The organism is Bradyrhizobium sp. LTSP849, from assembly GCF_000938255.1.
Lineage (GTDB): Bacteria > Pseudomonadota > Alphaproteobacteria > Rhizobiales > Xanthobacteraceae > Bradyrhizobium.
This window is the reverse complement of sequence record NZ_JYMR01000045.1, coordinates 227,197-247,164: the sequence shown is the minus strand read 5'-3', so window position 1 is coordinate 247,164 and position 19,968 is coordinate 227,197. Positions and strand designations below refer to the sequence as shown.

At 63.2% G+C, this 19,968-nt stretch carries 17 protein-coding genes; 9 read left to right on the top strand and 8 right to left on the bottom strand.

Features of this window, described 5'->3' with window-relative positions:
* Positions 1-18: 18 nt before the first annotated feature.
* Both UB31_RS25525 and UB31_RS25520 read right to left on the bottom strand, forming a co-directional pair.
* Entirely contained in the window at positions 19-627 is a 609-nt protein-coding gene (locus UB31_RS25525; protein WP_045012858.1) for a Maf family protein, read from the bottom strand.
* A gap of 8 nt (positions 628-635) precedes the next feature.
* Positions 636-1,475, bottom strand: coding sequence for a pyruvate, water dikinase regulatory protein (locus UB31_RS25520; RefSeq protein ID WP_045004629.1), 840 nt, complete (start codon positions 1,473-1,475; stop codon positions 636-638).
* Between the two features lie 459 nt (positions 1,476-1,934).
* Here UB31_RS25520 and hemJ point away from each other — a divergent pair, with 459 nt between their 5' ends.
* The 7 genes from hemJ to UB31_RS25485 all read left to right on the top strand — a co-directional run bounded on the left by hemJ (position 1,935) and on the right by UB31_RS25485 (position 10,285).
* Positions 1,935-2,369: a protoporphyrinogen oxidase HemJ gene (gene hemJ, locus UB31_RS25515; protein ID WP_045012993.1), complete on the top strand. Its 435-nt coding sequence runs from the start codon at positions 1,935-1,937 to the stop codon at positions 2,367-2,369.
* A gap of 247 nt (positions 2,370-2,616) precedes the next feature.
* Positions 2,617-3,882 (top strand): transcription termination factor Rho, encoded by a 1,266-nt coding sequence (gene rho / locus UB31_RS25510; protein WP_045004625.1) that lies wholly within the window; start codon positions 2,617-2,619, stop codon positions 3,880-3,882.
* Between the two features lie 311 nt (positions 3,883-4,193).
* Positions 4,194-5,525: a tRNA uridine-5-carboxymethylaminomethyl(34) synthesis GTPase MnmE gene (gene mnmE / locus UB31_RS25505; protein WP_045012857.1), complete on the top strand. Its 1,332-nt coding sequence runs from the start codon at positions 4,194-4,196 to the stop codon at positions 5,523-5,525.
* A 244-nt stretch (positions 5,526-5,769) separates the two neighbouring features.
* Positions 5,770-7,650 (top strand): tRNA uridine-5-carboxymethylaminomethyl(34) synthesis enzyme MnmG, encoded by a 1,881-nt coding sequence (gene mnmG / locus UB31_RS25500; RefSeq protein ID WP_045012856.1) that lies wholly within the window; start codon positions 5,770-5,772, stop codon positions 7,648-7,650.
* Between the two features lie 75 nt (positions 7,651-7,725).
* Positions 7,726-8,367, top strand: a complete 642-nt coding sequence (gene rsmG / locus UB31_RS25495) for a 16S rRNA (guanine(527)-N(7))-methyltransferase RsmG (RefSeq protein ID WP_045012992.1) — start codon at positions 7,726-7,728, stop codon at positions 8,365-8,367.
* A 29-nt stretch (positions 8,368-8,396) separates the two neighbouring features.
* Positions 8,397-9,251 carry a ParA family protein gene (locus tag UB31_RS25490; RefSeq protein ID WP_045012855.1) on the top strand — a complete coding sequence of 285 codons (855 nt, stop codon included), beginning with the start codon at positions 8,397-8,399 and terminating at the stop codon, positions 9,249-9,251.
* Between the two features lie 149 nt (positions 9,252-9,400).
* Positions 9,401-10,285: a ParB/RepB/Spo0J family partition protein gene (locus tag UB31_RS25485; protein ID WP_045012854.1), complete on the top strand. Its 885-nt coding sequence runs from the start codon at positions 9,401-9,403 to the stop codon at positions 10,283-10,285.
* 162 nt (positions 10,286-10,447) lie between these two features.
* On the opposite strand, the gene holA is transcribed toward UB31_RS25485, so the two are convergent.
* The 3 genes from holA to leuS are packed head-to-tail and all read right to left on the bottom strand — an operon-like array spanning position 10,448 to position 14,668.
* Positions 10,448-11,476, bottom strand: coding sequence for a DNA polymerase III subunit delta (gene holA, locus UB31_RS25480; protein ID WP_045012853.1), 1,029 nt, complete (start codon positions 11,474-11,476; stop codon positions 10,448-10,450).
* A gap of 29 nt (positions 11,477-11,505) precedes the next feature.
* Positions 11,506-12,057, bottom strand: a complete 552-nt coding sequence (gene lptE / locus UB31_RS25475; protein WP_045012852.1) for an LPS assembly lipoprotein LptE — start codon at positions 12,055-12,057, stop codon at positions 11,506-11,508.
* Entirely contained in the window at positions 12,044-14,668 is a 2,625-nt protein-coding gene (gene leuS, locus UB31_RS25470; RefSeq protein WP_045012851.1) for a leucine--tRNA ligase, read from the bottom strand. Before leuS ends, lptE begins: the two co-directional genes overlap by 14 nt.
* Before the next feature lie 194 nt (positions 14,669-14,862).
* Between leuS and UB31_RS25465 the strand changes: the two genes are divergently transcribed.
* Positions 14,863-15,909 carry a GGDEF domain-containing protein gene (locus UB31_RS25465; protein WP_197090856.1) on the top strand — a complete coding sequence of 349 codons (1,047 nt, stop codon included), beginning with the start codon at positions 14,863-14,865 and terminating at the stop codon, positions 15,907-15,909.
* Positions 15,910-15,912: 3 nt separating this feature from the next.
* Here UB31_RS25465 and UB31_RS25460 read toward each other — a convergent pair whose 3' ends face one another.
* Positions 15,913-17,610 (bottom strand): diguanylate cyclase domain-containing protein, encoded by a 1,698-nt coding sequence (locus UB31_RS25460; protein ID WP_045012850.1) that lies wholly within the window; start codon positions 17,608-17,610, stop codon positions 15,913-15,915.
* Positions 17,611-17,719: 109 nt separating this feature from the next.
* Here UB31_RS25460 and UB31_RS25455 point away from each other — a divergent pair, with 109 nt between their 5' ends.
* Positions 17,720-18,409: a YggS family pyridoxal phosphate-dependent enzyme gene (locus tag UB31_RS25455; RefSeq protein ID WP_045012849.1), complete on the top strand. Its 690-nt coding sequence runs from the start codon at positions 17,720-17,722 to the stop codon at positions 18,407-18,409.
* A gap of 52 nt (positions 18,410-18,461) precedes the next feature.
* On the opposite strand, the gene UB31_RS25450 is transcribed toward UB31_RS25455, so the two are convergent.
* Together UB31_RS25450 and UB31_RS25445 are read right to left on the bottom strand one after the other, a co-directional pair.
* Positions 18,462-19,235, bottom strand: a complete 774-nt coding sequence (locus UB31_RS25450; protein ID WP_045012848.1) for a 2-keto-4-pentenoate hydratase — start codon at positions 19,233-19,235, stop codon at positions 18,462-18,464.
* A gap of 5 nt (positions 19,236-19,240) precedes the next feature.
* Complete coding sequence (locus UB31_RS25445; RefSeq protein WP_045012990.1) at positions 19,241-19,810, bottom strand: L,D-transpeptidase family protein; 570 nt, start codon at positions 19,808-19,810, stop codon at positions 19,241-19,243.
* Positions 19,811-19,968: the final 158 nt, after the last annotated feature.

Genomic DNA, 19,968 nt, shown 5'->3' with positions numbered 1-19,968 from the left:
TTCTGCCATCCCTGTCCGTCACACCGCAACTAGCCGCTCGCGCCGCAGGAACGCAAGCAACGGCAGCAACGGCAGGCCGAGAATGGTGAAATGGTCGCCTTCGATACGCTCGAACAGATGGATACCGAGGCCTTCGAGCTGATAGGCGCCGACACTTGTCGTCACGGCGTCGCCGGCCACGTCGAGATAGGCCGAAAGCTCCGCCTCGGTCATCTGCCGCATGGTCATGCGGGCCACCGAGACGTCCTCAAAAATAATCTTGCCGTCGCGCACAACGGCCACGGCCGAATTCAGCTCGTGGCTGTTGCCGGCGAGCTCGTGCAATTGCGCCAAAGCCTGGGGGCGGCCTGCGGGCTTGTTGAAGAGGCGATCGCCAAGGGCCAGCGTCTGATCAGCACCGATCACGTAGCTTGCGGGGTGATTGATCGAGACCGCCTTGGCCTTTTCACGCGCCAGCAGCAGAGCAATCTCGCGCGGGTTCGACAGCTTCGAAGCAGCCTGAATGCGGCGCTCGTCGATATCGGCTGTCAGCGCCGTAAACTCCAGCCCGGCGTTGGCCAGCAGCATCTTTCGCGCGCTGCTTTGCGACGCCAAAATCAACGGAGATTTGCCGCACCAGAGACCCATCGCGAAAACTATTCAGACGGCCGGTTACGCTGGCGATCACTGTAGAGCTTCATGATCGCCGCGGCGGTTTCCTCGATTGAGCGCCGCGTGACGTCCAGCAGCGGCCAATCGTGCTTGGCGCTCAGCTTGCGCGCGAACGCGACCTCCTCGGCGACGGCCTGCCTGTCGGTATAGGTGTCGCTGCTGGAGTCGGCCCCCATGGAGAGGAGGCGGTTCTGACGAACCTGGATCAGGCGTTCGGGCGTCGCGTGCAGGCTCACGACCAGCGGCCGGGTCAGCGTCTCCAACTGCGCCGGAACCGGAATGCCCGGCACCAGCGGCACATTGGCAGTGCGGATGCCGCGGTTGGCGAGATAGATCGACGTCGGCGTCTTCGAGGTGCGGGAGACACCGACGAGTACAACGTCGGCGTCTTCAAGTCCTTCGACATGCTGGCCGTCGTCATGGATCATCGTGTAGTTCAGCGCGTCGATGCGCTTGAAATATTCGGCGTTGAGCACGTGCTGGGCGCCAACCCGGCCGGTCGTCGCAGCCCCGAGATACGCCTCAAACAATTGCATCACCGGCCCGATGATCGACAGGCTCGGAACATTGATCCCCTGGCACTTATTCTCGAGCCTGGAGACCAGATCCTTCTCCAGCAGCGTGAACAGCACGATCCCCGGCGCTTCCTCGATCTCGTCGAGCACGCGATCAAGCTGCTTCTGGCTGCGCACCAGCGGATAGACATGCTCGACCGGGGTGACATTCGCGTACTGCGCCGCGACGGCGCGCGCCACCGTAATCAGCGTCTCGCCGGTGGAGTCGGAGACCAGATGCAGATGGAAGTAATTGTTCGAGGTCGGCACAAAAGCCCTTTGTATGAACACGGTGTGGTCTGTGGATTTTTGTGGACCTTAACCCCTCGGAAACGGTTGCGCGACACCGGGGGCGGGACAACTGCGAATTTTGTTCACACCCCTGCCCATCAGAACAAGTTCGGCGCCTGCCAAACGGAAAAATGGAATCGTGCGGACAACCCTCTTGATAAGCTGCCGAGAGCCGCACGCAAGCCCTTGAGACCGGATGACTTATCCGGTCAGGCGAGACCTTTGCGGGATATGTTGATGGATGTGAACAAACGCGCGTGAGGTGGCGGACTACATTGCATGAGTCATAATCACGGTCACACAGACTCAAACCTTAAGATTCTAAAAGGTTTAAGTGTAGGGGAGCCCAATAAGCAGATATGTGTGCACTGGAAGACCTTAACGACTTCTTACTATCCCCAGCCACCGGAAGGCCGGTCGCAAATTCGGATGCCGAACATGTCTGAAGACGTCTATCTCTGGATCAAGGCGCTGCATGTGATTGCCGTGATCTCCTGGATGGCGGGCATGCTCTATCTGCCGCGACTGTTCGTCTATCACTGCGACGCCGACATCGGTTCGAAGCAGTCGGAAACGTTCAAGGTCATGGAACGCCGGCTGCTCAGGGCAATCATCAACCCGGCTATGGGCGTCACATGGCTCGCCGGGCTCTACCTCGCCTGGTCCGGCCATTGGTTCACCTTCGGCTGGCTGCATGTAAAACTGGCACTGGTGCTGGCGATGTCCGCGGTCCACGGCTTTTTTTCGCGCTGCGTCAAGGACTTCGCTGCCGACCGGCGCCCGCGGAGCCAGAAATTCTATCGGATTATCAATGAGGTGCCGACCGTCCTGATGATTGTCATCGTCATCATGGTGATCGTGAAGCCGTTCTAGGCAAGGATTGTGAACGATCGCTCAGCGCTTCAGCTTGCGGAGTGAGACACGATTTTCTATATTAGCGATATCCCACCCAACGCAGGCGGATGTGGTTGTGTCTGAGCTTTCCAGAGGCCGGACACCGCATCAGGTTTGAAGCCTCACCGGCGCTCTCCTTGCCAGACCTGCGGACCTTACCTTCTCGCGTCCGCATTTCAGAGCCTCCTCGCACCCCCTCCCAAGGTTACCCCACAGGACCACCCCAATGCGGGAAATTAAACTCCAGGACCTCAAGTCGAAGACGCCGGCCGAGCTCGTCTCGTTCGCGGAAGAGAATGGGGTCGAGAATGCCAGCACCATGCGCAAGCAGGAGCTGCTGTTCGCCATCCTCAAGCAGCTCGCGATTGCTGAAACCGACATCGTTGGCGAGGGCGTCGTCGAGGTGCTCTCCGACGGCTTCGGCTTTCTCCGCTCGCCGGACGCCAATTATCTGCCAGGACCGGACGACATCTACGTCTCGCCCTCGCAGATCCGCCGCTTCGGCCTGCGCACCGGCGACACCATCGAAGGCCACATTCGCAGCCCGAAAGAGGGCGAACGCTATTTTGCGCTGCTGAAGGTCAACACGCTCAATTTCGAGGACCCGGAAAAGGCCAAGCACAAGGTCAATTTCGACAACCTCACGCCGCTGTTTCCGAACCAGCGTTTCCGCATGGAAATCGACGACCCGACGCGAAAAGACCTTTCTGCAAGGGTGATCGACATCGTCGCGCCGATCGGCAAGGGCCAGCGCGCACTGATCGTTGCGCCGCCACGTACGGGTAAAACCGTGCTGATGCAGAACATCGCGCATTCGATCGCGCACAATCACCCCGAGTGCTATCTGATCGTGCTGCTGATTGACGAACGTCCGGAAGAAGTCACGGACATGCAGCGCTCGGTGAAGGGCGAGGTCGTGTCCTCGACGTTCGACGAGCCGGCGGTACGCCACGTCCAGGTCGCCGAGATGGTGATCGAGAAAGCAAAACGTCTGGTCGAGCATGGCCGCGACGTCGTGATCCTGCTCGATTCGATCACGCGCCTTGGCCGCGCCTACAACACCGTGGTGCCGTCATCCGGCAAGGTGCTGACCGGTGGTGTCGACGCCAACGCGCTCCAGCGCCCGAAGCGCTTCTTCGGTGCCGCCCGCAACATCGAGGAGGGCGGCTCGCTGACGATCATCGCGACCGCACTGGTCGATACCGGCAGCCGCATGGACGAAGTCATCTTCGAAGAGTTCAAGGGCACCGGTAACTCGGAACTGATCCTCGACCGCAAGGTCTCGGACAAGCGCACCTTCCCGGCGATCGACATCTCGCGCTCCGGCACCCGCAAGGAGGAGCTCATCACCGATCCGCAGGTCCTCAAGAAGATGTACGTGCTCCGCCGCATCCTGAACCCGATGGGCACCATGGATGGGATCGACTTCCTGCTCGACAAGCTGCGCTCGACCAAGAGCAATTCCGAGTTCTTCGACTCGATGAACACCTGAGTGCAGTGCAGCACGAGACCAAAGGGCGCCTTCGGGCGCCCTTTTTATTGTGCGGCTTTGCTGCACCGAATGTGCAGCATGGCGAGCGGCTGGCCACCGAATCCTAATTCCGCCTAACGTATTGATATTTATAACTAATGATATGATTTATCGGAGCCATCCGACTTCAGCGGATGAACTTTTGCAGCAAAATCCTCGGTTATGCTGCATTGCAATAGGAGATTTTGCTGCGAGATATGCGCAGCAAAATCGTGTCGGTTGTCCGCCAAAACGGATATTTGCCTTTTCCGCGGTAGCCGGACAAATAGGCCATGCATCCGCGAGATCAGACCATCTTTGCGCTGTCATCCGGTCGTCCGCCGAGCGCGCTGGCGGTCGTGCGCGTCTCCGGGCCGCAGGCCGGCCTGGTGCTGACGACGCTGGCGGGAAGGTTGCCGGCGCCGAGACAGGCCAACCGCCGGCTGCTCCGGGACCGCGCGGGTCAGCCGGTCGATGATGCGGTCGTGCTCTGGTTTCCTGGCCCGGCCAGCGCGACGGGGGAAGATGTTGCCGAATTCCACGTTCATGGTGGTCGCGCGGTGCTCGCCGCACTTCTGGCTACGATTTCCATCATTCCGAATGCGCGGGCGGCCGAGCCGGGCGAGTTCACGCGGCGCGCTTTCGAGAACGGCAAGCTCGACCTCACGGAAGCCGAAGGCCTGGACGATCTCATCCACGCCGACACCGATCGCCAGCGCCGTCAGGCGCTGCGTCAGTTGCAGGGCCTGCTCGGCGATCGCGCTCGCGATTGGCGCGAGCGCATCATCGAGGCCTCGGCGCTGATCGAGGCCGGCATCGATTTCTCCGACGAGGGCGATGTGCCGGCCGAGTTGAGGGCGCCGGCGGTGAAGGCGATCAAGGCGCTGCATAACGAAATCGCAGAAGTGCTTGCGGCACAGGGACAAGCTGAACGTCTACGCGATGGCCTTGTCGTTGCGATTGCCGGCCCACCCAATGTCGGCAAGTCGACGCTGATCAACCAGCTCGCGCGCCGCGAGGTCGCGATCGTCTCGCCACATGCCGGCACCACGCGCGACGTGATCGAGGTGCAGCTCGATCTCGATGGCTATCCCGTCACGGTGATCGACACCGCCGGCATTCGCGAGACTGAGGATCCGGTCGAGCAGGAGGGCGTCCGCCGGGCCAAGGCGCGGGCGGCGGATGCGGACCTCGTGCTTTGGCTGACGGGTCCTGAGGTGACGACGGAGGAGCAGGCATCCAGGACCGCACCGGTCTGGATGGTCCGTAACAAGATCGACCTTGAGGAGGGCGTCTCGGTCGTCGGGGCGGGCGCGGACAAGTCCTTCGCGATTTCGGCCAGCCGGGGCGACGGGTTACCCGATCTGATCAGGGCCATGGTCGAGTTCGCGGCCGAATTCTTTGGAGCCAGCGAGGGCGCCTTGGTCACCCGGGCGCGCCAGCGCGATTTGCTGCGTCAGGCGTCAGGCAGCTTGCGCCGGAGTCTGGAGCTTGTAGAAGAGGGCGAGGAGCTGGCCGCCGAAGAGTTGCGTGCCGCTGCTTATGCCCTGGGTCGGCTGTTGGGCCGGGTGGACGTCGAGGACGTCCTCGGAGCCATTTTCCAGAAGTTCTGTATTGGAAAGTAGCGTTAGTTCTACATTCTAGAACTAGCGCTTGTTCCACTGCTTGGTTGGTTTCACGTGAAACAGGCCAGCAATGGGCTCCGGCTGTTTCACGTGAAACGTAATGATTTCAAGCCCCGCTCTACTGTGCATGGGGTTGTTTTCGAGAAATCTGTTCTGGGTCGATCGGGCCTCTGTTTCACGTGAAACAACCGACTCCCCGAGTTTCCACTTCCGGCTTTTTCCACTCTGAGCTAGAAGTCCGCGCATGCGTACAGAGCGAGAGAGTTTCGACGTCATCGTGATTGGCGGCGGCCACGCCGGCTGTGAAGCCGCGGCTGCGGCCGCCCGGATGGGCGCGGCGACCGCTCTGGTCACGCACCGTTTCTCGACCGTCGGCGCGATGTCCTGCAACCCCGCCATCGGGGGCCTCGGCAAGGGTCATCTGGTCCGCGAGGTCGATGCGCTTGATGGTCTGATGGGCCGTGTGGCCGATGCCGGCGGCATCCAGTTTCGCGTCCTCAATCGCCGCAAGGGTCCCGCCGTCCGTGGTCCGCGGGCCCAGGCTGACCGTAAGCTCTATGCGGCTGCGATGCAGACCGCGATCCGGGAGACCGAGGGACTTTCTGTCATCGAAGGCGAGGCCGACGAGCTGATCGTGGTCGAGGGACGGGTGACCAGTCTGCGCCTGGCCGATGGCCGGGAGTTCGGAGCAGGGGCCATTGTCGTCACCACCGGCACCTTCCTGCGCGGTCTGATCCATCTCGGTGAGAAGAACTGGCCAGCCGGCCGGGTCGGCGAGGCGCCAGCGATGGGCCTGTCGAGCTCCTTCGAGCGCGCAGGTTTCACGCTGGGCCGTCTGAAGACTGGCACGCCGCCGCGCCTCGACGGTACCACGATCGACTGGTCCGCCGTCGAAATGCAGCCCGGCGACGAGCCGCCGGAGCCGTTCTCAGTCATGACCGAGCGGATTACGACGCCGCAGATCCAATGCGGCATCACCCGGACCACGGCCGCCACCCATGAGGTGATCCGGGCCAATGTCCATCGTTCGCCGATGTACTCCGGTCAGATCAAGAGCTCTGGGCCGCGCTATTGCCCCTCGATCGAGGACAAGATCGTTCGCTTCGGCGATCGCGACGGCCACCAGATCTTCCTGGAGCCGGAAGGGCTAGACGACAGCACCGTCTATCCCAACGGGATCTCCACATCACTGCCGGAAGAGGTCCAGCTCGCAATCCTCGCTACCATTCCTGGCTTGGAGCGAGTGACGATGGTCCGGCCGGGCTACGCCATCGAATACGACCACATCGATCCCCGCGAGCTCGATCCGACCCTCCAGACCAAGCGTCTGCGCGGTCTCTTTCTCGCTGGGCAGATCAACGGGACCACCGGATATGAGGAAGCCGCGGGGCAGGGCATCGTGGCCGGCCTGAACGCGGCGCTGGCGGCCAGCGGGACCGCGCTGACCGTGTTCGATCGGGCAGATGGCTATCTCGGTGTGATGATCGACGACCTCGTCACCCGCGGGATCAGCGAGCCCTATCGGATGTTCACCTCGCGAGCCGAATACCGGCTGACGCTGCGGGCTGACAATGCCGATCAGCGCCTGACCGAGAAGGGGATCGCGCTCGGATGCGTCGGCAGCGCCCGGACCCAGCATCATCGCGCCAAGATGGACGCTCTGAATGCGGCCCGCACGCTGTCGAAGTCGCTGACCATCACCCCGAACGAGGCCATCAAGCACGGGCTGACCCTGAACCGCGATGGCCAGCGCCGGTCTGCCTTCGAGCTGATGGCCTATCCGGACATCGGCTGGAGCCAGGTTCGCGCGATCTGGCCTGAGCTGTCGGCGATTGATCCGGTGATCGCGACCCATCTCGAGATCGACGCCAAATACGATGTCTATCTCGAGCGCCAGAGCGCAGATGTCGAAGCTTTCCGGCGGGACGAGGGGCTGGCGCTATCGGATGTCGACTACAAGCTGGTCCCCGGTCTCTCCAATGAGGTCCGCGCCAAGCTGGAGAAGGCACGGCCGTTCACCGTCGGCCAGGCCGGCCGCATCGATGGCATGACGCCGGCAGCGCTCGGCATTCTCGCGGCCTATCTCCGCCGCGAAGCGCGAAAGACTTCCAAAGCAATCGCATAGGCGTTTCACGTGAAACAACCCGGGCCGACCTCGACCGGCCAGAAGATCGACAAGGCCAGCGCAAACGACAGATCGCTGGACCCCGTCATCGCAGCCGACAAGGAAGCGGCGCTCAAGCTCGCTCCCGTTTCACGTGAAACGGAAGCCCGGCTCGATCGCTACATCGCGTTGCTCCGGGAGTGGCAGGCCAAGACAAACCTGGTCGCGCCGTCGACCCTGCCGCATCTCTGGACCCGGCACATCGCCGACTCGCTTCAGCTCGTGGATCTCGCGTCGTCAGCAAAACGCTGGGCCGACCTCGGCAGCGGCGGTGGCTTTCCGGGCGTCGTCCTGGCCTGCGTCCTGGCCGAGACGCCGGGCTCCCGCATTCATCTCGTCGAGCGGATCGCCAAGAAGGCCGCGTTTCTGCGCGAAGCGATCCGCATCACCATATCTCCGGGAGTCGTACATCTCGCTGAGATCGGGGATAATGTGGATAGAATCACCGGCCCGGTCGATTGCGTCACCGCACGCGCACTGGCTCCGCTACACCAACTCATCGGCTTTGCGGAGCCGCTGATGCGCCAAGGCGCAAAGGCGTTGTTTCTCAAGGGTCAAGATGTAGAGGCTGAATTGACCGAAGCCGCTAAATATTGGAATATTCAGCCTCGACTCCACCAAAGCCGAACGGGTGACGGCTGGATCGTGGAGCTTGATACCGCCGAACGGCGTGGCTGAGGCGTTCAGGGGTTGAGTGGGGAATTGCGATGACCGTGATTGACGAACCGCAGCAAGAGCAGACGGCCGTGGTCCCGCAAGGGCACCCGCGCATCCTGGCGCTGGCGAATCAGAAGGGCGGTGTGGGCAAAACAACCACAGCGATCAATCTCGGTACGGCGCTCGCCGCGATTGGCGAGCGTGTCCTGATCGTCGATCTCGATCCGCAGGGTAACGCCTCGACCGGCCTCGGCATCGATCGCCGCAACCGCTCCTGCTCGACCTACGACGTGCTGATCGGCGAAGCGAGTTTGCGCGAGGCGGTGGTGTTGACTGCGGTGCCGCGGCTGCACATCGCGCCCTCGACCATGGATCTCTCCGGCCTCGAGCTCGAGCTCGGCACCACGCCCGGCCGCGCCTTCAAACTGCGCGATGCGATCTCTTCGCTCAACAACAACGTCTCGCCGGATGCCGACTACACCTATGTGCTGATCGACTGCCCGCCTTCGCTCAACCTGCTGACGGTGAACGCGATGGCCGCGTCTGATGCGATCCTGGTGCCGCTGCAATGCGAGTTCTTCGCGCTCGAAGGTCTGTCGCAATTGTTGCAGACGGTGGAGCAGGTGCGCTCGACGCTCAATCCGAACCTGTCGATCCACGGCATCGTGCTCACCATGTTCGACTCGCGCAACAACCTCTCGAACCAGGTCGTTGCCGACGTCCGGCAGTTCATGGGCGAGAAGGTCTACAAGACCATGATCCCGCGCAACGTGCGCATCTCGGAGGCGCCGTCCTACGGCAAGCCGGTGCTGGTCTACGATCTCAAATGCGTTGGCAGCGAAGCTTACTTGCGGCTCGCCACTGAAGTGATCCAGCGCGAGCGCGAGCTGCGCGTCACGCATTGACGATGCCGTAGGGTGGGCAAAGGCGTCTTCGCCGTGCCCACCGTCTTCCGCACACAATCGGTGGGCACGCTTCGCTTTGCCCGCCCTACGACCCTACAATTCGAAATTCAGTTCTGGAGTGTTGCACCGTGAATCCAAGGGAGCTGGCGATGGCCGACGAAGCGCGTTCGCGACTGGGCCGGGGTCTTGCGAGTCTGATCGGTGACGTCGGCGGCGAGGCACAGCATGTCGACCGCCCGCGCGCGCAGCGCAAGGTGCCGATCGAATTCATCAAGCCCAATCCGCGCAATCCGCGCCGCACCTTTTCGGAGACCGAGCTCAAGGAGCTCAGCGATTCGATCAAGCAGCACGGCGTGATCCAGCCAATCGTGGTGCGCCCCGTGAAGGGCGCGCAGGATCGCTTTGAGATCATCGCCGGCGAACGGCGCTGGCGCGCTTCGCAAATGGCCGGCCTGCACGAAGTGCCGATCGTCCCCGTCGACATCAGCGACAGCGATGCGCTGGAATTCGCGATCGTCGAGAACGTGCAGCGCGAGGACCTCAACCCGATGGAAGAGGCGCAGGGCTATCACGCGCTCGCCAACGAGTTCAAACGCAGCCAGGACGAGATCGCAAAAGTCGTCGGCAAGAGCCGCAGCCACATCGCCAACATGATGCGGCTGACGAAACTGCCGGCCGAGGTGCAGGCCTTCATCGCAGATGGCAAGCTGACGGCGGGCCACGCCCGCGCGCTGATCGGCGTGCCCGATCCGCTGGCGGTTGCCAAGCGCATCGTCGAAGAGGGCCTCAACGTCCGCCAGACTGAGGCGCTTGCGCATGAAGAGGGCGTGCCGGAGCGCAAGCCGCAAAAGGTGCGCGCTGGGGCCAAGGAAAAGGACCCTGATACGATCGACCTGGAAAAGCGCGTCAGCGATGCGCTCGGTCTCAAGGTCACGGTCAGCCATCGCGATCCCGGCGGCTCGGTGCAGATCAACTACCGCAATCTCGATCAGCTCGACGAGGTGATGAAGCGGCTCGCGAAGGGCGCGGTCTAGCCCCGCCACCCTCGGTGTCGTCCCGGCGAAGGCCGGGACCCATACCGCGTGATCCGTCGATTGCGGAAGGCAGCAGTACCGAACCACGAGTCTTCGCCAAACTTCTCCCTGTGGTTATGGGTCCCGGCCTTCGCCGGGACGACGTGCGGAGAGAGTGCGGCCCTAGCCCCGCCGCTTTGCATTCGCGGCGATCGCCATCAGCGTGCGCTGGGCGATGGCGGCGGCGAGCGTGGATTGCTTGCGGGTGTCGAGCGCGGCGGTCGCGAGCTGCTCAATGATTCCTGCGAGCCGCGCCACGCTGAAATTGCGTAGCGCGGTTTCGACCGCGGGCTTTCTTGAAAAATGCAGCCGCGGAAATCCACCGTCGAGCACGGCGGAGGCCGGCGTTCCGTCGGCAATCGCGAGCGCGGATTTGTGCAGCCACGCGGCCTGGCGCTGCGCCGCGGAGATGATGACGCCGGGATAGGTGCCGGCGATCATGGCCTTTGCGAATTCGGTCTCGACGATGTCGGGCCGGCCGGCGAAGGCGCCGTCGACGATCGGATCGAGTTTCAGCTCGGAGGCATCGGCGACAACGGCCATCACGTCATCCAGCGTGATCTCGCCCTTGCCATGAGCGTAGAGCGTGAGCTTGCGCAGCTCATTGCGCGAGGCCTGGCGGTCACCGCCGAGGAACGACATCAGCGCGGCGCGGGCGTCCTGCGTGATGCGCAAGTTCGCGATGCGGAGCTCGTCGTCCATCAGCTTAGCGAGATCGCGCTCCGTGTCGGGATAGCAGCCGATCGCCACCGCGGTTTTGGCGCGCTCGCAGGCTTTTCGCAGCGGCGACTCGGCACGCAGCTCGCCGGCCTCGATCACGATGCGACAATCCTTCACGCCCATCTCCGCCAGCGTGTCGACGCCGCTGGCGAAGCTGCGCGAGCCGGCGCGGATGCGGATGGCGCGCCGTCCGCCGAACAGCGGCACGGTCATGGCCTCGTCGACCAGGCGCGACGGCTCGGCCGAGAGCTCGTCGCCATCGAGCTTGACCAGCGAGAAGGGATCGTTGGGATCGTCGACTGCGGAGGCGATCAGTGCGTCGGCGCGTTCGCGCACGAGGCCGGCATCAGGACCGTAGAGCAGGATGATCGGACGGCCCGCGTCAGGGCGGGCGAGGAACGCGTCGATTTCTTTTCCGCGCAGCGCGACCATGACCTAGATCGTCATGACAGGAGGCAAGCTCACGTGCCTGCGGTGAAGAACGCGGCGAGCCGGGTGTTGATGTTCTCGGCGATCTCGTTGGCGGCACGATCCTCGGCGTCACGCACCGCGCGGTTGCGGGCGAAGCGCTGGTAGGAGCCGGGCATATCATAGGACACGCGCGAGAACGTGGTGCCGGTCATGACCGACTTGCCGGTCGCGACCTCGGTCAGATTGTACTGGCAATCGATGCCGTAGTTCTCACTGTTCGGCAGGCCGGTATTGGGATCGACGATCAGCGACGACTTGCTGGAGGAAAAGCGGATATCCAGGCGGTGGGTCGGCGGCATGCCCGTGGCCGAGCCGTAAAGCTTGAAGGCGAGGGCGTTGCGGACTTCTACGCCGACCCGGGCCTCGCGCGATGCGTTGGCCTTGCTGATCGGCGGGAGGTCGACCCCCATCAGCTTCTCGCGCAGGCCGGGGGTGCCGTCGGTATGCTCGGCATACATCGGCTGGAAGCAGCCGGCCGTCAGCGCCGCCAATGCGGCGACTGCCAGCAAGCGGGCTGCGATGCGGATCCTAGCCGACAACATTCACGATCCTCTTGGGGACGATGATCACCTTGCGGACGGGCTTGCCGTCCAGCGCCAGTTTTACCGCATCGAGCGCCAAAACGGCAGCCTCGATTTCCGGATTTTGGGCCGCTGTTGCAACCGTGACCTCACCCCGCTTCTTGCCGTTGACCTGGACCACCAGGGTCACAGCGTCTTCAACCAGCAAATCGCGTTCGATTTGGGGCCAATCGGCCTCCGAAACCAGCCCGGTGTGCCCCAGAACCTGCCAGCACTCCTCGGCCAGATGCGGCATCATCGGGGAGAACAGCTGGACCAGGATCTGGCCGGCCTCCCGGATCGCCCAGGTCAAGTCAGGAGCAGGCTGGCCGGGGCGCTGGAGCACCTCCGAGAACGTGTTGGCGAATTCGCGGATATGGGCGAGGCAGACATTGAAGTGCAGCCGCTCGATGCCGGTGGTGACCTTGTCCAGCGCGCCATGGGCGGCCTTGCGCAAGGCGGTCGCATCCGGACCGAAGTTGGCCGGTCGAGCCGCCGGTGCGTCCTTGCCGAGTTCCTGGGAGTCGTTCACCAGCCGCCAGAGCCGCTGTACGAAGCGCGAGGCGCCCTGGACGCGCTCGTCGCTCCAGATCACGTCGCGGTCGGGCGGGGAGTCCGACAGCATGAACCAGCGCGCGACGTCGGCGCCGTAGGTTTCGATGATGTCGTCGGGGTCGACCGTGTTCTTCTTCGACTTCGACATCTTCTCGATCGGACCGATCGTGATGTCCTCACCGGTCGCCATCAAAACAGCACGCTTGCCGTTGCCGCCGACTTCGATCTTCACCTCGGCCGGCTGCACATAGGTGCCGTCGGCCTTCTGATAGGTCTCGTGCACCACCATGCCCTGCGTGAACATGCCGGCGAACGGCTCGTCCAGCGCGATATGGCCGGTCGCCTTCATCGCCCGGGTGAAGAAGCGGCTGTAGAGCAGATGCAGGATCGCGTGCTCGACGCCGCCGATATATTGGTCGACCGGCAGCATCCGGTTGGCGACGGCAGGCGTCGTCGGTGCGTTCTCGTTCCACGGATCGGTGAAGCGCGCAAAGTACCAGGACGAATCCACGAAGGTGTCCATGGTGTCGGTTTCGCGGCTAGCCTTGCCGCCGCATTTCGGGCACGTCACGTGCTTCCAGGTCGGATGATGGTCGAGCGCGTTGCCCGGCTTGTCGAAGCTCACGTCCTCGGGCAGCACCACCGGCAGATCGGCATCCGGCACCGGCACCACGTCGCACTTCGGACAGTGGATCACCGGAATCGGGCAGCCCCAATAGCGCTGCCGCGAAATGCCCCAGTCACGCAGGCGGAAATTGACCTGCCGCTCGCCGACCGGCGCGTTGCCGCGCAGCTCGTTTTCAAGCCGTTTTGCGACTTCGTCCTTGGCCTGATCAATCGTCATGCCGTCGAGGAAGCGCGAATTGATCATGCGGCCGTCACCGTCATAGGCGGTGTCCGATATGACGAACGTCTTCGGATCCTGGCCTTCGGGGCACACCACCGGCGTGACACCGAGGCTGTACTTGTTGACGAAGTCGAGGTCGCGCTGGTCATGCGCAGGGCAGCCGAAGATCGCGCCGGTGCCGTATTCCATCAGTACGAAGTTGGCGACATAGACCGGCAGCTTCCAGGACGGATCGAACGGATGCACGGCGCGGATGCCGGTGTCAAAACCCTGCTTCTCCGCGGTGTCGATGATCTCCTGCGCCGTGCCGATCTTCTTGATGTCGGCGATGAACTGCGCAAGCTTCGGGTTCTTCGCGGCGGCAGCCTGAGCCAGCGGATGATCCGACGAAATCGCCATGAATTTCGCGCCGAACAGCGTGTCGGGGCGCGTCGTGAAAATCTTCAGCTCGCTCTCGCCGGCAGGCGTCGTCGCCGGATCCAGCGCGAAGCGGACCAGCAGGCCCTCGGAGCGGCCGATCCAGTTGCGCTGCATCAGCCGCACCTTGTCGGGCCAGCGGTCGAGCCCATCCAGCGCCGACAACAGCTCCTGCGCGTACTTCGTGATCTTGAAGACCCACTGGCTCATTTCGCGTTGTTCGACAACGGCACCCGAGCGCCAGCCGCGGCCGTCGATCACCTGCTCGTTGGCGAGCACGGTCATGTCGACGGGGTCCCAGTTGAGCTTGCGCTTCTCGCGCTCGGCGAGGCCCGCGGCGAGCATGTCCAGGAACATCTTCTGCTGATGCTTGTAGTAGCTGGGGTCGCAGGTCGCGAATTCGCGTGACCAGTCCAGCGACAGCCCGATCGAACGGAGCTGCTTTTTCATCGCGGCGATGTTGTCGTAGGTCCAGGCTTTTGGCGCGACCTTGCGCTCGATGGCGGCGTTCTCAGCCGGCAGGCCGAAGGCGTCCCAACCCATCGGGTGCAGCACGTTGAAGCCCTTGGCGCGCATGAAGCGGGCCAGCACGTCGCCGAGCGTGTAATTGCGGACATGGCCGATATGGATGCGCCCGGACGGGTAGGGGAACATCTCCAGCACATAGTATTTCGGCCGCGAATCGTCGTTCTTGGAGACGAAGATCGCTTGTTCGTCCCATTGGCGTTGCCAGCGCGGTTCGGCGTCGCGGGCGTTGTAGCGTTCGGAGGTCATGGAATCGTTGGGTTTTCGTGAGTTCGGGCCGTCCAAAGAGGCGGGACTAGGCCATAGAAGTCCTCAAGGGGTCAATGGGTTGCCGTGGGGGCGGAGTCTGCCGGGCCGCCCCCCGCATAACTACTGAGGTCGCTATTTGGGTACGATTAAGGGCTCGATGCGAGGTTGGGCCAGACAGGACCCCAAAGCCCGCGATGGATTCCAGCTTCGACGATCTCGACCACGACTATGCCGCCTCCGTCGCCGAAAGGGCGATGCGCGGCATGGCCGATCAACGGATTCCGCCGACGCCGACCAATTTCGCGGTCTGGTTCCACTATTTCGCAGGCAGCAATGACGATCTGCGCAATGCCATCGATCTTCTGATCGACCACAACCGTCCCTTTGAGACAGGGACCAATCAGGACCTGTTCGAGACCTATGTCGCGCCCAATGCGGGCGCCGTCGCCTCCGAGACCTCCGAGCGGCTGCATGGGTTGATGGGCGCGGCGAAGGAGTTTCTGGCCACCGCGATCGCCGACAATCATTCCCAGATGCAGGCGATCAGCGACGTTGCCGATCAGGGCCAGGCCGGCGTCGATCCGAAGGCGCTGGTGGCACAGCTCATGAGCGAGCTGGCCCGTGCCGCGACCCGGGCGACGCGGCTGGAGGCCGGCTTTGCGGAGAAGACCCGTGAGCTCGATGTGATCCGCGATTCGCTGACCAAATCCGAGGAGCGGGCCCGCACCGATACGTTGACGGGATTAGCGAACCGGCGGGCGCTGGATGAATTCCTGCGCAAGGCGCAGACGACGGCGGATTGGGGCGAGCCGCTCAGCGTGCTCTTGCTCGACATCGACCACTTCAAGACCTTCAACGACAATTTCGGCCACGGCGTGGGCGATCAGGTGCTGCGCCTGATCGCAAAGGTGTTGCGTGAAAAGGTGCGCGAGCAGGATCTTTCGGCCCGCTATGGCGGCGAAGAGCTGATCGCGGTGCTGCCGGATGCCGATCTTGCGGCTTGCACAGAGATTGCCGAGCGCATCAGGCGTGCGATCGGGGAGTGCAAGATCACGCGCCGCTCGACCGGCGAGGTCTTGCCCAACATCACGGTGTCGATCGGTGTGGCTCAATATCGGGCGGGCGAGACGATCGCCGATCTGGTCGAGCGCTGTGACCGCGCGCTCTATCTTGCCAAGGGCGGGGGCCGCAATCGGGTGGTGACGGAGACCGAGCTCGATCGCGCCTGGGCCGCGGGTTAGCCGCTAGCCTGCCATCGCGATTTCGGCCGTGGTGCCCTCGATCCGCAAAATGCCGTGCTCGACGACATTGTTGCGGCCGCGGTGCTTTGCTGCGTAGAGCGCGGCGTCAGCGGCCTCGATCAGATCGCCCGGACGCAAGGTCTCGTTGGGCCGCGTCGCGGCAACGCCGATCGAGACGGTGACGATCATGTGGGCGGATGTGATGTGCGGCAGGCAGAGCTTGAGCACGGCTGCGCGCACCAGCTCGCCGATCTCGACCGCGCGCATCACGTCGGTGTTCGGCAGCAGCAGGCAGAACTCCTCGCCGCCATAGCGCGCCGCAAAGCCCATGGTGTCGGCGGCGATGCCGGACAGCGACTCTCCGAGCCGGGTCAGGCAGGAATCGCCTTCGAGATGGCCGTAGGTGTCGTTGAACAGCTTGAAATGGTCGACGTCGATCATCAGCAGCGCGAGCTCACTGCCATATTGCTGGGCGCGCATCCATTCGAAGTCGAGGCGGCTCTGGAAACCGCGGCGGTTGGCGAGCCCCGACAGCATGTCAATCGAGGCCATCACCGTCAGCCGATCGTTGCTCTCGATCAGCTGGCGCTCGCGCTGGCTGAGCTGCGCGGCCATCCCGTTGAATGCGCGCGCCAGCGGCACGAATTCGGACGGCAGGCGATTGCGCGCTGCGCGCGCCGACAAATCGCCTTCGCCGAGACGCTTGGCCATGTCTGCCAGCATCTCGATCGGCTTGATAACGAGCTTCTCGGCAGCGATTAGCGCGCCGAACAGCACGAACACGACGACGAAGGCCAACTGGAGATAGGCGGTGCGGATGTCGCGGCTGACCGCCGCGGACACCTTGTCCTCGTCGATGCTGGCGATCAGGCGGGCATTGGTGCCGGCGATGCGGGTATAGCTGACCGCGCGGCGTGAGCCATCGGCGGCGAGGAACGACAGCGAGCCTTCATCCTGGTCGGACCGCAGCGCCATGTCGGCAATCGCCGACATCAGCGGCATGTTGTCGAGCGGGCGTCCGACCGCGTTATGCTGGTCGGCGGGCGCAGCCAGCACGGTGCCGGCGCTGTCGACCAGCACCGCCGTGATGCCGGCGCGGCCGCCGAGATTATTCATGACCTTCGACATCCAGTCGAGATTGACGGTCGCAAGCACGACGGCGTCGGCGACGCCGCTGAATGCGGAGACCGGATACACCGCCATGACGGTCGGCGTCTGCACGGGGCGCGACAGGATGAAGTCGGACAGCACGAAGCGGCCGGTCTCCTGCGCCTGCTGGAAGTAGGGCCGGTCGCTGAGGTCGAGACCCACATACATGTTATTTGTCGCGCACTGGATGCGGCCTTCCTGACTGGCGATCAGCAGCGTGCGGATCCAGGGAAGGCTCGTCGGCAGGCTCGCGCGCAGCACGTCGCAGCTCTTGCTGACGCCGCCGGCAGAAGCGCGGATGAAGGCCTCGGATTTCAGGATGGTCTCGACTGACGAAATCACCTCGCGCTGCGCATCGGCGCTGTGCCTTGCCACGGTGGTGAATTCGGCCGTGGCCTGTGCAATCTGCTTGGTACGGGTGTCTTCGAGCGAGCGGATGCGCTCGAGCATCAAGGGGGCTACAAGAATCACCGCGAGCAACGCAAGCCGCGCCCGGATTCCGAGGACCTGCTTGAGTTTTACGCGTTTGCGGTTGAAACTGACGTTCGCCATCTTCGCTACCCACCCCAATTGGCAAGGTAAAGCGAAGGGTTCAAAAACCCTTTCTTGAACTCGGTAAAATTGGAACTACTTCCGTTACTCGCGCGAGTCGATCGACGTCATGACAGAAGCCAACGCTGCGCCGGTAACCGGCCATTCACCAAACGCGCTTGCCGCGGTCGAAGCGGAAATTGCGCGCGCCTGCAAGGATGCGCGCCGTGAACGGAGCGCGGTGACGTTGATCACAGTGTCCAAGACCTTCGCCGCGGATGCAATTATCCCGGTAATCGGCGCCGGACAGCGCGTATTCGGCGAGAATCGCGTGCAGGAGGCCAAAGGCAAGTGGCCGGAGTTAACGACTGCTTACCCGGATATCGCGCTGCATCTGATCGGGCCGCTGCAATCCAACAAGGCGAAAGAGGCGGTGGCGCTGTTCGATGCCATCCACTCGGTTGACCGTCCGAGCATTTGCCAGGCGTTAGCCAAAGAAATCGAATCCCAGGAAAAGCACCCGCAGCTCTTCGTCCAGATCAATACCGGCGAGGAGCCGCAGAAGGCCGGCATCGCGCCGGGTGAGGCCGACGCCTTCCTCGCGAGCTGCCGCGACACCTATGGGCTGACGATCTCCGGCCTCATGTGCATCCCGCCGGTCGACGAGCCTCCGGCCGCGCATTTCGCGCTCACCGCCAAGATCGCCGCGCGTAACGGCTTGCAGAACCTGTCAATGGGCATGAGCGCGGACTATGCGACCGCCATCATGCTCGGCGCCACGCATGTGCGCGTGGGGAGTGCGATTTTCGGGCATCGGTAGTTTGCGAAGTTGTTTTGGGCCGTCCTGGCGAAAGCCAGGACGACAGTAGTGATTACGCGAACCTCACCGACACCTTCCCCAGCGCCCCAAAATCCACCGCAAACTGATCGCCCGCCTCAATCGGCAGCGGCGGATGGCATGTGCCTGTTGTCACCACCTCCCCTGCCCGCAAGGTGATACCGAGCCCGCGCAATTCATTGGCGAGCCAGGTCAACGCAACACGGGGATCGCCGAGCACGTTCTTGCCGTGGCCGATATAGCGCTGGCCGCGCAGTGTGATCTCTGGCCGTTCCTCGACCAGGTCCATCGCGCGCCAATTGGTTGTGGTCGGCGCGCCCAATACGAACAGATGTGCGCAGGCATGGTCGGCAATGAGCTGGGCTTCGCCGGCGCTGGCGAAATCGGCAAAGCGCGAATCGGGAATCTCGATCGCGGGGTGCAATGTGTCGACGGCCGCGAGCACTTCATCGACGCTGTAAGGCGCCGGCCGCGGCGCCAGATCGCGGCCCATGCGGAAGCAGAATTCCGGTTCGCCGACGCGCATCGCATTGGCCTTCATTGACGCGGTGCCGCCATCGGCAATGACGGTGTCGCTGAGAATCCTTCCAGCCATTGGGCCAGCGACATTGATGTGCTTCTGGCCAGCCTCGCTTGTCGCCGCGATCTTCCAACCAAACACTTTTCCGCTGAGCGCGGCCTGTACCGCGTAACCTTCGGCGCGGGTCTGCGGCCGCAAGCGTGGCTCGAGCGCATCAAGCTTGGTGCCGTCGCGCCAGTGTTGAGCGAGGATTCGCGATGCGGCGGCGATCTGATCCTTGTCGAGCATGTGTCTCACCCGATGATGATTCTTGTTCGTGGCCCCAATCGCCGCAGCAATCGCAGCATCGCAGATTTCGTCATGGAGACGCAGCCCGCGGTCGGGCCGAAATTGTCGCGGGTCAGATGCAGGAACACCGCGCTGCCGCGGCCGGCGATCCGCGGCCTGGTATTGTGATCGATCTCGATGATGAAGTCATAGAGATGGTCGGCGCGCTTGAGCCGGTCACCGCCCTGCTCGCTTCCGCGCCGAATCCACTGGTTGTAGTGGCGATCGCCGGGGTCCTCGCACCAGGCGTCCGCGCTGGTGATGATCCGGGCCGGCAGGAATGTTCGCGGCCGGCTGTGACGGTCGCCCCGCCACCACAATTGCCGCGGCCGGAAGCTGCCTCTGGGGGTGCCGCCGTCGCCCTCGCGCTTGTTGGCCAAAATGCCGCCGCGACCCAGCGCCACCGGGATCGTCAGCGGTCCGGCGGTCAGCCAGCCGCGGCGTGGATTGCCGGCGGAAGGCTTAACGCGGATCGCGGAGAGCTGCCCGGAGCGCCGAATCTTGGTGTAACCGGTTGAATTGGCGTTGTTTTTCATGTGAAAGCGCGGTGTCGAATTCATTACAGGACATTCATCAGACCGCCCTGCTATTCTAGGTTAGAGTAATTCCGGCTTGTGAATCGGTAACAGCCCACTACTTCAACACGAACAACAATAAAAACAGCGACCCCAAAACTTTCCATTACGGCTGGGTG

Excerpts from the sequence above, each read along its gene's own strand:
- leuS (WP_045012851.1), bottom strand. The coding sequence starts at position 14,668 with ATGACCTCCGAACGCTACAACGCCCGCGACGCCGAACCGCGCTGGCAA.
- UB31_RS25465 (WP_197090856.1), top strand. The coding sequence starts at position 14,863 with ATGGATTCCAGCTTCGACGATCTCGACCACGACTATGCCGCCTCCGTC.
- hemJ (WP_045012993.1), top strand. The coding sequence starts at position 1,935 with ATGTCTGAAGACGTCTATCTCTGGATCAAGGCGCTGCATGTGATTGCC.
- UB31_RS25455 (WP_045012849.1), top strand. The coding sequence starts at position 17,720 with ATGACAGAAGCCAACGCTGCGCCGGTAACCGGCCATTCACCAAACGCG.
- UB31_RS25525 (WP_045012858.1), bottom strand. The coding sequence starts at position 627 with ATGGGTCTCTGGTGCGGCAAATCTCCGTTGATTTTGGCGTCGCAAAGC.
- mnmG (WP_045012856.1), top strand. The coding sequence starts at position 5,770 with ATGCGTACAGAGCGAGAGAGTTTCGACGTCATCGTGATTGGCGGCGGC.
- UB31_RS25450 (WP_045012848.1), bottom strand. The coding sequence starts at position 19,235 with ATGCTCGACAAGGATCAGATCGCCGCCGCATCGCGAATCCTCGCTCAA.
- mnmE (WP_045012857.1), top strand. The coding sequence starts at position 4,194 with ATGCATCCGCGAGATCAGACCATCTTTGCGCTGTCATCCGGTCGTCCG.
- UB31_RS25485 (WP_045012854.1), top strand. The coding sequence starts at position 9,401 with ATGGCCGACGAAGCGCGTTCGCGACTGGGCCGGGGTCTTGCGAGTCTG.
- UB31_RS25490 (WP_045012855.1), top strand. The coding sequence starts at position 8,397 with ATGACCGTGATTGACGAACCGCAGCAAGAGCAGACGGCCGTGGTCCCG.
- rho (WP_045004625.1), top strand. The coding sequence starts at position 2,617 with ATGCGGGAAATTAAACTCCAGGACCTCAAGTCGAAGACGCCGGCCGAG.
- lptE (WP_045012852.1), bottom strand. The coding sequence starts at position 12,057 with ATGTTGTCGGCTAGGATCCGCATCGCAGCCCGCTTGCTGGCAGTCGCC.
- UB31_RS25460 (WP_045012850.1), bottom strand. The coding sequence starts at position 17,610 with ATGGCGAACGTCAGTTTCAACCGCAAACGCGTAAAACTCAAGCAGGTC.
- holA (WP_045012853.1), bottom strand. The coding sequence starts at position 11,476 with ATGGTCGCGCTGCGCGGAAAAGAAATCGACGCGTTCCTCGCCCGCCCT.
- UB31_RS25445 (WP_045012990.1), bottom strand. The coding sequence starts at position 19,810 with ATGAAAAACAACGCCAATTCAACCGGTTACACCAAGATTCGGCGCTCC.